Origin of the sequence: Microbacterium sp. UBA3486, from assembly GCF_002377845.1 — a bacterium.
Lineage (GTDB): Bacteria > Actinomycetota > Actinomycetes > Actinomycetales > Microbacteriaceae > Microbacterium > Microbacterium maritypicum_A.
The window spans coordinates 19139-31258 of record NZ_DFQP01000106.1 but is presented as its reverse complement, the minus strand read 5'-3'; the positions used below and the strand labels follow the sequence as shown (position 1 = coordinate 31258).

Sequence of the window (12120 nt, the reverse complement as noted above, 5' to 3'; positions counted from 1 at the left end):
CGATCGCTTCGGGCACCAGGGCGAACAGCGGGTCGCCCGGCGGCTGGTCGGCGAACGGCCAGGCTGCGAAGTAGTCGCCCCAGGAGGTGGACCGGTCGGCGGTCGGTACCCAGCGCGTCACGAGCACGCGGTCGCCGAACGCCTCCGCCAGGGCGCGGATGCTCGGCATCGCCTCGGCGAAGAAAGGTGAACCCCACGCAGACTCCGGCGAGGCGAAGATCGCCTGCGGATCGATCACCACGAGCCAGGTGTCCTCGGCCGCCGGAGCGCTCACACGGCCTCCTGGCGCCGGATCTTCGCGGCCCTGGCGACGTAGGTCACGAGGAACGACAGCACCAGCGCGAAGAACACCCCGAGGTTCGCGTATGCCCACTCGCCGTCCCTGCCGCCGATGAGGAACAGCAGGTAGCCCTGCCAGTTGTTCCACGCGGCATCCTCGGCGAAGTTGTTCACGACCAGGCCCCAACCGATCACGCTCGTGACGACCAGGGTGCCGATCGATGTCCAGTCCCACGCGCCGTAACGACCGTTCTGATCGAACAGGGCCTCTTCGTCATAGTCCTTCCGGCGGCGCAGGATGTCGGCGATCAGGATGCCGGCCCACGAGGCGAGCGGCACACCGAGCGTGATCAGGAAGCTCTGGAACGGCCCCAGGAAGTCGGTCGCGAAGAACACCACGAAGATCGTGCCGAGCGTGAGGATCACGCCGTCGATCGCGGCCGCCGACGGGCGCGGGATGCGGATGCCGAGGCTGAGCAGGGTGAGCCCGGAGGAGTAGATGCCCAGCACCGCGCCCGAGACGAGCGCGAGCACGGCCGTCAGCAGGAACGGCACGAGTACCCAGGGAGGAAGGATCGAGGCGAGCGCGCCGATCGGGTCGGCGGCGATCGCGTTCATGAGGTCTTCGTCGGAGCCGCCGAGCAGCAGGCCGAACACCACGAGGATCACGGGTGCCACGGAGCCGCCGATCGTGTTCCAGGCGACGATCGCCCCGTCAGACGCCGTGCGCTTCTGGTACCTCGACCAGTCGGCGGCGATGTTGATCCAGCCGAGCCCGAATCCGGTCATCACCATCACGAGCGCGCCGATCACCTGACCGATACCGCCGTCGGGGCGGGCCAGCACGGCGGAGAAGTCGATCGCCGGCGCCGCGAGGACGATGTAGACCACGGTGACCACGCCGGTGATCCACGTGAGCACCGACTGCAGCTTCATGATCGTGTGATAGCCGAGCACGGAGGCGGTCACGATCAGCGCTGCGACGATGACGGTCGCGACGATGCGCAGCCAGATGCTGTCGCCGTCACCTCCGAGTTGCGTGATGACGGTCGCGGTGGCGAGTACCGCCATGATCGCGAGGAACGTCTCCCAGCCGATCGAGGTCAGCCACGAGACGATACCCGGAACCTTCTGGCCCTGCACGCCGAACGCCGCGCGGGAGAGCACCATGGTGGGCGCCGAGCCGCGTTTGCCGGCGATCGCGATGAGCCCGCAGAGCAGGAACGACACCACGATGCCGATGACCGAGACGATCGTCGCCTGCCAGAACGAGATGCCGAAGCCCAGCACGAACGAGCCGTACGACATGCCGAACACCGAGACGTTCGCCGCGAACCACGGCCAGAACAGGTCACGAGGCTTCGCCGTGCGCTCGGATTCGGGGATGATCTCGATGCCCGCACGCTCGATGAGGGCCGGCTTGATGTCCGTCATGCTCACATCCTGGCACTGTGAGGGCGCGGCCGGGCGGACTTCGTGTGGGCCGGAACCGCCCGCGTGCTCAGCCGGCGAAGAACGCCTGCGCGGTGCGGGCCAGATCGTGCAGGTCGGAGACCCCGGCGAGCTCTCGTGCGGAGTGCATCGAGAGGATGGGGATGCCCACGTCGACCGTGCGGATGCCGAGGCGGGTCGCCGTGATCGGGCCGATCGTCGAGCCGCACGGCACGCTGTTGTTCGACACGAACTCCTGCGTCGCGACGCCTGCGCGCTCGCACCAGCTCCGCCATGACGCCGTGCCGATCGCATCCGTCGCATAGCGCTGGTTGGCGTTGATCTTCAGGATCGGTCCCGAGCCGAGCACCGGCTGCACCACGGGGTCGTGCTTGGCGGCGTAGTTCGGGTGCACCGAGTGTCCGACGTCGCTCGACAGGCACCACGACGAGGCATACGCCTGACGGCGCGCGGATCCATCGGCGCCCAGCCTCGCGTATAGGCGCTCGAGCACGTCTTCGAGGAAGGGGCCGGCGGCGCCGGAACGGGACTCCGAGCCGAGCTCCTCGTGGTCGAAGGCGGCGAGCACCGCGATCGGTGCGCCCGCGGACGGTTCGTGCGTCGCGAGTGCGACCACGCCGGCGTGCACCGAGGCGAGGTCGTCGAGACGGCCGGAGGCGAAGAACGCGTCGTCCTTGCCGAACACCGCGCCGCGTGCGGAGTCGGCGACGACCACGTCGTATCCGCGGATCTCGGACGCTGCCACGTCGGCCGATGCGGCGAGTTCGGCGAGGATGTCGGCCTCGGTCGGGTCGCCCAGCCCCCACACGGGCTGCGTCTCGGTCTGCTTGTCGAGGGCCAACCCGTTGTTGACGCCGCGATCGAGGTGGATCGCGAGCTGCGGCAGGCGCAGCAGGGCGCCGGTGTCCGCCAGCACGACACGGCCGTCGGACAGCGCCAGTCGCCCGGCGAGGCGCAGCTCGCGGTCGAGCCAGGAGTTCAACAGCGGTCCGCCGTACACCTCGACTGCGGCCTGCAGCCAGCCCCGCGAACCGGTGGTCGGCTGCGGCTTGAGCTTGAACCCGGGGGAGTCGGTGTGCGCGCCGAAGATCTGCACCGGTGTGGTGGTCGCGGCGTCCGACGGCACGACCCAGGCGATCGCCGCGCCATCACGCACGACCACGAAGCGCCCACCGGGCTGAAGAGGCCATTCGTCTTCCTCGTCCAGCCGCGTGAACCCGGACTCCTCCAGTCGTCGAGCGACCTCGACCGCCGCGTGGTAGCTCGAGGGCGAGGCGGCGACGAAGTCGGCGAGGTCCTCGGCGTGGGCGAGGGCTGCGGGGGTGACGGGCATGTCGTGACCTTCCTGGAGAACGCGGTGCTTCGAGCGTAGTCGGGGACTTCACCCGAAGACGGGTCTACCACTTTCGGCTACACCCGGGTTAGCCTTCCAGCGGGGGAGATGCCGGTTCGGGCTCTTCCGTGAACCGGGGAGAACTTCACATGCGTGCACACCCACGTCTGTCCATTCGTCGCGCCATCGCGGGGGCGACTTCGGTACTGCTGCTGGCGGCCGGCCTCACCGTCGTCACCGAAGCGGTCGCTCCGACATCGGCATCGGCGGCGCAGACCCCGACCAGCTGTCAGGGAACGGTCGCGCTTCAGAACGGCGGATTCGAGGCGCCGGTGATCCCGAACGCCTCGGTGTCGCTCCCCGACGAGAATCAGGTCCCCGGGTGGTTCACGAACGACAGCCTGAACCAGATCGAGCTGTGGAGCAGCGGATTCAACGGCGTCACCGCCGCCGCGGGGCGGCAGTTCGCCGAGCTCAACGCGAACAGCCCCAGCCGGCTCTATCAGGACGTGGCGACGACGCCGGGCCAGACGCTGTCGTGGTCTCTCAAGCACCGCGGGCGCACCGGGACCGACGTCATGCGCGTCGTGATAGGCACCCCGACCGGGGCCCTCGTGCAGAGTGGCCCCAACCTCTCCGACGGGAACACGGCCTGGGGTTCGCACACCGGCACGTACACCGTTCCCGCGGGTCAGACCGTGACCCGCTTCGGCTTCGAAGCGGTCAGCTCGGCTGGTGGCAGCGCTTCCGTCGGCAACTTCCTCGACGACATCACCTTCGGAACCGGCCCCTGTCTCATCACGAACAAGTCGGTGACCAATCTGACGCGCGGAGGCACGACCGCTGAGGTGGGCGACACGCTGCGCTACACGGTCACCACGAACAACGGCGGCGGGAACCCGGCGCTGCAGTCGGTGTCGTCCGACGTGCTCGCCGCAGGGATCGACTTCGTCCCGGGCTCGCTCAAGATCATCAGCGGAGCGGGCACGGGCGCCCTCACCGACGCCGCCGGCGATGACCGCGGCTCGTACACCTCGGGGAGCCGCACGGTGCAGGTGCGCCTCGGTGACGGGGGTACGGCCACTGCAGGAGGGTCCATCGGCGTGGGCGCGAGCACGAGCTACACCTTCGACGCCAAGGTCAATGTCTCGGCCGCTGCGACCACGATCGTCAATGAGGCACGGGTCGCCTTCCGCGACAACGTCGTCGGCCAGGACCGCACCTCGGTCAGCCAGGAGACCCAGACCCCTGTGAACGCCGCCGCCGACCTGGCGATCACCAAGAGCATCGACACGGATCCGCTGGTCGCCGGCCAGCCGGTGACGTTCACGATCGGTGTGACGAACAACGGCCCGCAGACCGCGACAGGGGTGACGGTCACCGACCCCATCCCTGCAGGCATCACGAACGTCACGGTCGACTCGGGTGACGTGACGTGCACCGTCACCGCGACGGTGAACTGCGCCGTACCGGACATGGCGGTCGGGCAGAGCACCGAGATCAAGATCACCGGAACGCTCTCCCCGTCGGGCGACCCCGGGGCCTCGCTGTCGAACACCGCCACGGTCTCGGGCACCCGCACCGATCCGAATCTCGCGAACAACACCGCGAGCGTCGTCAGCACGATGTCCGCCCAGACCGACGTGTCGATCGTCAAGACGTTCTCCCCGTCCACGCCGGTCGCCGGCGAGCAGGTGACCTACACCCTCTCGGTCTTCAACGCCGGGCCGTCCGAGGCGCGCAACGTCGTCGTCACCGACCCGCTGGACCCGGACACGACCTTCATCAGCGCCGATCCCGGCCAGGGCACGTGCACGGCCCAGGGGTCGATGCTCACCTGCCAGGTGGGTACGCTCGCCCCCGGCGCAAGCTCCGTCGAGACCTTCGTCGTGGTGGAGATCAACCCCGGCGCCACCGCCGTGCTGCAGAACACCGCGACGGTGACGACCAGCACGACCGACACGAACCCCGCGAACAACGTCTCGTCGACCAGCTTCCAGCCCGACATCATCGCCGACATGGCCGTCGTCAAGACGGCATCCGCCGCGCAGGTCTCAGCCGGTGACACGATCGACTTCACGCTCGCCGTGCGCAACCTCGGCTCGTCCGACGCCGTCAACGTCGTGCTCGCCGACACCATGCCCGACGGATTCTCGGTGACCGGCGTCGATGCCCCTGCCGGCGCGACGTGCACGAGCACCACGAGCGCGATCATGTGCACCTGGGCGTCCTTCCTCGTCGGCGGACCGTCGAACGTCGTCGTGCACGCGGTCGTCGCAGCGGACGCCCCCATCGGCACCGTGACCAACACCGCGGCGGTGGCAGCCCCCGCGGCCGACCGGGACACGACGAACAACGCCAGCTCCGTCGACGTCGAGGTCGTCCAGAGCGCCGACCTGAGTGTCCAGAAGACGGCGCCGGCGACCGGTCAGCCGGGGAGCCCCTTCACCTACACGCTCAGGGTCGCGAACGCGGGACCATCCGTCGCCCGCGGCGCCTCGGTCTCGGACACGCTCCCGGCAGGATTCCTCGATGCCGTCGTCAACGGGCCGGGCTGCTCGATCGTCGGGGGCACGGTCGGATGCGAGCTCGGTGACATCGCCCCCGGGGGGTCGGTGGCCGTCGAGGTCACGGGCACGTGGAGCACGACCGCGACGGGCGTGGTGTCGAACACCGCGACGACCACCTCCGGGACTCCGGATCCGAACACCGACAACAACACCTCGACGGTCGACGTCACGCTCGCGCCGAACGCCGACGTGAGCGTCGTCAAGACGACCTCGACCCCGACGGTTCCGCTCGGCGGGACCGCGACGTTCGAGGTGACCGTCAGCAACGGCGGGCCGTCGGCAGCCGCCGGCGTGGTGCTCGACGAGCTGCTCCCCGCCGGGTTCATGCTCACCGGAGCCACGCCGTCGACGGGCACCTGGTCGATGGAGGACGCGCGCTGGACGGTGGGCACCCTGCTGCCGGGCGGCTCCGAGACGATCACCGTCACCGCGACCGTCAACACGGAAGGACAACTGACCAACACCGCGACGGCGAGTTCGCGTACGCCGGATCCCGACACGTCGAACAACACCGGCACCGCGTCGGTGACCGTCACGCCGTCCGCCGACCTCGCGATCGTCAAGACGATCTCGGCGAACCCGGCTCCTCTCAACGGCGCCGTGACCTACACGCTCGTCGTGACCAACAGCGGGCCGAGCGTCGCCTCCGCCGTCGCGGTCTCCGATGCCCTTCCCGCCGGCCTGTTGAATCCGTCGACCGCCACCCCCGGGTGCACGGTCACCGGATCGCAGCTCGCGTGCACGCAGCCGACCCTCGCGGTCGGCGCCACCTTCACCGCGACGGTGAGCGGCACGGTCGACCCATCCATCGCGGGCACGACGCTGTCGAACACGGCGACGGTGACATCGAGCACTCCTGATCCCGACCCGAGCGACAACACCTCGACGGTGACCGTTCCGGTCTCGGGAACGCCGCAGGTCGAACTCGTCAAGAGCGTCAGCGCTCCGACCGACACCGACGGCGACGGACGCATCGGCGCGGGTGACACGGTCGCCTACACCTTCACGGTCCGCAACACCGGCGACGTCACGCTCACCAGCGCCGCGATCACCGACCCGCTGCTCGGCGGTGCGGTGGCGTGCGCGGCCTTCGCCGCACCTTTGGCACCGGGCGGCGCGGTGACCTGCGCGCCGGTCTCCTACACGCTCACGCAGGCGGACGTGGATGCCGGAACGGTGCGCAACACTGCCGCGGTGACGGCCCAGTCGGCCCAGGGCCCCGCGACCGACGATGCCGAGGCGAACGTCACGATCGCGGCGACCAACAGCATCAGTCTCGCCAAGAACCCGTCGACCGTGGTCGACGTGGACGGCGACTCCGCCGTCGGAGCCGGCGACACGATCGACTACACATTCACCGTCACGAACAACGGCACGACGACGCTGCGCGACGCGGTGATCACCGACCCGATGCTCGGCGGAACCGTGACGTGCCCCGAGCTGGATGGAATCGCGCTCGCACCGGGGCAGTCGGTCTCCTGCACACCGATCACCTACACGCTCACCCAGGCCGACATCGACGGCGGGCTCGTGCACAACGAAGCCTCGGTCACGGCGAATGCGCCGATCGGGACGGTGACCGACACCGCGCAGGCGGACGTGGACATCACCGGTACCGCGGCGATCGAACTGCTCAAGAACGTCGGGCGCGTGCTCGACGCCGACGGCGACGGCTTCATCGGTGCCGGTGACACGGTCGACTACACCTTCTCGGTGCGCAACCTCGGCACCACCACCCTCACGGGTGTGGTGATCACCGACCCGATGCTCGGTGCGGGAACGCTCTGCGCAGTCGGTGCTCTCGCGCCGGGCGGCACATCGGACTGCGGCTCGTTCACGTACACGCTGACCCAGGCCGACATCGAGGCCGAGATCGTCCGCAACACCGCCACGACGACCGGCACCAGCCCGCTCGGTCCGGTCAGCGACGACGCATCGGCCGACGTCGTGATCACCGGCACGAGCGCGATCGAGCTGACCAAGACCCCGGGAGCGATCGCGCTCGGGGAAGACGGTCGGGCAGGAGCCGGTGACACGGTCGGCTACACGTTCACGATCCGCAACAGCGGCACGACGGTGCTGCGCGACATCGTCCTCGACGACCCACTGCTGGGTGGCAGGGTCGACTGCGCCGCTCTTGACGGTCTCGAGCTGAGTCCGGGTGACGAGGTCACCTGCGGGCCGGTCGACTATGTGCTCACGCAGCAGAACGTCGACGACGGGACCGTGCACAACGTGGCCACCGTCGAGGGGCAGTCGCGCAACGGCAGCGCCGACGCCCAGGACGAGGCCGACGTGCGCGTCGCGGGCACCGACGACATCACGCTGCTGAAGTCCGCGGCAGCCGTGGTCGATGCCAACGGCAATGGACGCACGGATGCCGGTGACACCATCGCGTACACGTTCACCGTGACGAACGCGGGCACGACGACCCTCACAGGCGTCACGGTCAGCGACCCGCGCCTCGGGGCGGCGGTCACGTGCGATGCGACCGAGCTCGCCCCGGGTGAGTCGACCGTCTGCGCGGCCGGCGCCCCTGCCGTGCTCACGCAGGCTGAGATCGATGCGGGCGAGATCGAGAACACGGCCACCGCCACGGGAACCGGCACCTCGGAGATCCCGCCGGTCGCGACCGACACCGTGGTGACCCCGCTCGTGGCACAGCCGGCCATCGCCCTGACGAAGACCGGCGGCGACTACGTCGATGCCGACCGCAACGGGAAGATGAACGCGGGCGACACCATCGCCTTCCGGTTCACCGTCACCAACACGGGAGCGGTGACGCTGACGAACGTGAAGATCGACGACCCGAAGCTGGGTGGCGTCGTCGACTGCGCGATCCCCGCCCTCGCTCCCGGCGCCACGGCGAGTTGCGGTCCGGTGACCTACGCCCTCACCACGGCGGACATCGCGGCGAGCACGGTCGTCAACGTGGCCACGGCGAGTGGCGTCGGCGGGGCCGTGACGGTCACGGCTGCCGCCACCGCGACGGTCGACCTGAACGGGCTCGCCGCCACGGGTGGCGTGATCACCGGAATCGGCTGGGCGCTCGCGTTGCTCGCGGTCGGGGCCCTGGTGCTGCTGATCGCCCGCGTGCGTCGACGCGACGTCGAGGTCTGACGCCGCTCCATCCGCACGACGCGCCCCGCCCGATGATCGAGCGGGGCGCGTCGTCGTTTCCCCGCCGTTCATCCGGGCGCGTTAGGCTCGTCCCGATAGCGCCTAGGGTTCCGGGGTTCGCGCCCGTCTGGTCCGAGCGGCGCCACGGCCCTCCTCCACAGGAGAGCCGTCATCTGACAGGACAAAAGCCCGGAGGACCCTGTTCGTCGCGCCGCGCGCCGGACGGAAGGGTCTCGTCGTGTCTCCACTCGCCTTCGTCCTGGTCTTCGGCGCCGCCATCGCCCACGCGGGGTGGAACATCATCGCGCACGGCATCAGCCGGGCCGGAGCGCCGTTCCTGTGGTGGGGATCGGTCGGCAGCACCGCCGTGTGGATCGGTGCGGTGCCGTTCACCGGCGGTCTCGGGGCCGACGACCTGGGGTCGTTCGCCCTCGGTGTCGCCGTCTCGTCGGTGCTGCACGTCGGTTACATGGCGGTGCTCCAGCGCGGGTACCGGGAGGGCAACCTCTCCACCGTCTACGCGACGGCGCGGGGCACGGGCCCCTTCCTCTCGGTGATCGTGGCCGTGCTGCTGCTCGGCGAGCGTCCTTCGGCGGTCGCGCTCGTGGGCGTCGCCGCCGTGATCGTCGGCGTCGTCGCCATCGGACTCGTCGACCGGGGGAGAGGGGCGGGTTCTCGGCGGCTCGATCCCGGCATCGTCTTCGGGCTTCTCACCGGTGTCGCGATAGCCGTATACACGATCTGGGACGCGCACGCGGTACGCACCTGGGGCCTCTCGCCGGTCGCGTTCATGGTCGGAACCACGCTGCTGCAGGTGCCGTTCTACTCGATCGCGGTGCGTCGGCGCTGGGGTGCGGTGTGGGCGCTCGGACGCACGCAATGGCGCCGCATCCTGGCCTTCGGCATTCTGTCGCCGCTGTCGTACATCCTGGTGCTGACCGCGATCCAGATCGCACCGGTCGCGCTGGTGGCCCCCCTGCGCGAGGTCAGCGTGGTGCTGGTGAGCCTGTTCGGGGTGTTCGTGCTGCGGGAGTCGCGTCCCGCCTGGCGGATCGCGGCGTCGCTCGTCGTCGTCGCGGGGATCGTCCTGCTCGCGTGGTGATCAGCGGAAGCTGACGAGACCAGCGTGCGCGGCCGTCACGAGGATCTGCACGCGGTCGCGCAGGTGCCACTTGGACATCATGCGGCCGAGATGCGCCTTCACCGTACCCTCGGAGACGATCAGCGCCTTGGCGATCTCGGCGTTCGACATGCCCTGAGCGAGGCAGTGGAGCACCTCGACCTCGCGCTCGGTGAGCGGCTCGAGGGCGTCGGCGTCGGCCGCCACGGGCGTAGATTCGCGGACGTGCTTGATCAGCATCGAGGCGATCCGGGGAGAGAGGGAGCTGGCGCCGCTGTGCACCTCGCGGACGCCCGTGACGATGTCGTCGGCGCTGGAGTCCTTGAGCAGGTAGCCGGAGGCGCCGGCGCTGAGCATCGGAAGCACCGTGTCGCTGCCGTCGAGCGTCGTCACCGCGAGGACGCGGACGTGCGGCCAGCGCTCGGCGATCACGCCGGTGGCCTCGATGCCGTCCATCTCGGGCATCTGCACGTCCATCATCACCACATCGGGCTGCTCGCGTTCCACCGTGGCGATCGCCTCGAGGCCGTCCTCCGCCTGCGCGATCACGGTGATCTCCGGGTCACGCGACACGAAGTGCGACAGCGCCGAACGGACCAGTGGATCGTCGTCGACGATCACGACACGGATTTCCTGCATAGGGGGAAGCCTAACGGCGGGAGCGCTTCGATGACGTCATGTAGACCTTTGGCCAAAAACCTCTAGACGTGAGACAGATGTGCGCCGCGTGGTTCGCCGAGAAGATGAATACAGACATCGACGAACGACTACAAAATGGAGGTGAACGTTATGTCTTTCTGGCAGCAGGTTGGCAAGCTTATCGGTCTCTACCGCTAGAGTACCTGGCGAATAGGAGATAATGAACCATGGCCTTCGACCAGTCGTCCCGGCAGCCCCGGGAGTTTCTTCGGCTGAGTCGAGGTGAGCGGCTCAGCACCATTGAGCGCATCGCCGTTCTGGCAATCGTCTCCGTCATCATCGCCCTCGACGTCATCGGGCTCTTCACCACTCCGGGTACGAGTCCCGTCACATCCATAGTGAGCATTGCGTCCACCGCAGTCCTCGCCCTCTATCTCTGGTCCCCCCTCATCGCGACATGTGCGATGGGCCTCGTCTTCGGGTTGTCGTTCCTCACGGGAACCGAGACCCAGGTTCTGATCACCGCTGCGGTCGCCGCGGCCCTGGTGATGAGGCTCGGATGGACCGCGCTCGTGCTGTCGTACATCGGCGGCTTCCTGGTGTCGGCGACGATCATCGCCTACGGAGACTCCACGGTCCCCGTCAACGTCGGCATCTACCTGATCTTCGCGACTCTGGCTGGAGCTGTCGGGTTCGCCCTGCGGCTCGCCTTCGCTCGGGGCAGTCGCCTCGAACGCGAACTCGAGGAGCGCGCGGAACAAGAACGTCAAGCAGTGCTCGCCGAGCGACGATGGATCGCCGGTGAGCTGCACGACAGCATCGCGCACCACCTCACGGTGGTGGCGCTGCACGTGCAGATGCTCGAAGACCCCGAGACCAGCACCGATTCGCAGGAAGCGATCCGTGTCGCCGCGCGCAAGGCGATGACCGATCTTCGCTTCGTGATCGAATTGGCGGACGACGGTCCGCAGTCGTCCAGTGTGCAGACGGGCGACCTCGCAGCGGCGATCGACGAAGCGCAGAGCGAGTTCGAATCCGCGGGCCATTCCGTGGCCCGCGACGGAGACCCCCGCGACGAGCGCATCCCGCGTGCCGTCGAGATCGTCCTCGCGCGCATCGTGCGCGAGTCCGCCACGAACATCCTCAAATACGCAGGACCCGGTGAGGTGCAGATCGACCTCGCCGTGGACGACGACGTCGCGCATCTCACACTGCGCAGTCCGCTCCCGACGACGCCGCGCCGCGAGCTCTCCTCCAGTCGCACCGGCCTGGGGAGGATGGCGGAGCGGGTCATGGGCGCGAGCGGCGAATTCAGCGCCGGCGAAGTCGAGGGATTCTGGGTCGTGTCGGCCCGACTTCCGGTCGTCTGATGCTCTAGAGTGTGTGAGCACCCCTTCCGCGATCCGCGAGAACCTAGACGAAAGTCTAGAGAAGTCTCGACGTTCGACCCTGTGGAACGCGTTGCACCCTCCCGTAATCTGAAGGCTCCCCAGATAAAGCGTCCCCAGCGCTGCGATCGCGGGCGCGGTCTTTCTGGCTTCTGAAACACCTTGCGCGCTCGCGATCGCCTTCTGCGTTAACGGCCGATTCTCCGGCCTCCCGACCGG

General features: G+C 68.8%; 6 protein-coding genes and 1 pseudogene. 3 read left to right on the top strand and 4 right to left on the bottom strand.

Going from position 1 to position 12120, the window contains the following annotated elements; genetic code table 11:
• The 3 genes and pseudogenes from B2869_RS16735 to B2869_RS16725 all read right to left on the bottom strand — a co-directional run.
• Nucleotides 1–274, bottom strand: a pseudogene (locus tag B2869_RS16735) (cysteine hydrolase); the annotation flags it as partial.
• Nucleotides 271–1713 (bottom strand): purine-cytosine permease family protein, encoded by a 1443-nt coding sequence (locus B2869_RS16730; protein WP_292769043.1) that lies wholly within the window; start codon nt 1711–1713, stop codon nt 271–273. The pseudogene B2869_RS16735 and the gene B2869_RS16730, both read right to left, overlap by 4 nt.
• Before the next feature lie 67 nt (nt 1714–1780).
• Nucleotides 1781–3064, bottom strand: a complete 1284-nt coding sequence (locus B2869_RS16725; RefSeq protein WP_292769040.1) for a M18 family aminopeptidase — start codon at nt 3062–3064, stop codon at nt 1781–1783.
• 149 nt (nt 3065–3213) lie between these two features.
• On the opposite strand from B2869_RS16725, the gene B2869_RS16720 reads away from it, so the two are divergent.
• Together B2869_RS16720 and B2869_RS16715 are read left to right on the top strand one after the other, a co-directional pair.
• Nucleotides 3214–8754 (top strand): DUF11 domain-containing protein, encoded by a 5541-nt coding sequence (locus tag B2869_RS16720; protein ID WP_292769037.1) that lies wholly within the window; start codon nt 3214–3216, stop codon nt 8752–8754.
• A gap of 238 nt (nt 8755–8992) precedes the next feature.
• Nucleotides 8993–9856, top strand: a complete 864-nt coding sequence (locus tag B2869_RS16715; RefSeq protein WP_292769033.1) for an EamA family transporter — start codon at nt 8993–8995, stop codon at nt 9854–9856.
• Here the strand turns inward: B2869_RS16715 and B2869_RS16710 are convergent, their stop codons facing one another.
• A complete protein-coding gene (locus tag B2869_RS16710; protein WP_021201215.1) occupies nt 9857–10513 on the bottom strand; it encodes a response regulator in 657 nt (218 codons plus the stop codon).
• 227 nt (nt 10514–10740) lie between these two features.
• Here B2869_RS16710 and B2869_RS16705 point away from each other — a divergent pair, with 227 nt between their 5' ends.
• A complete protein-coding gene (locus tag B2869_RS16705; RefSeq protein ID WP_292769030.1) occupies nt 10741–11883 on the top strand; it encodes a sensor histidine kinase in 1143 nt (380 codons plus the stop codon).
• The last annotated feature ends 237 nt before the right edge of the window (nt 11884–12120 follow it).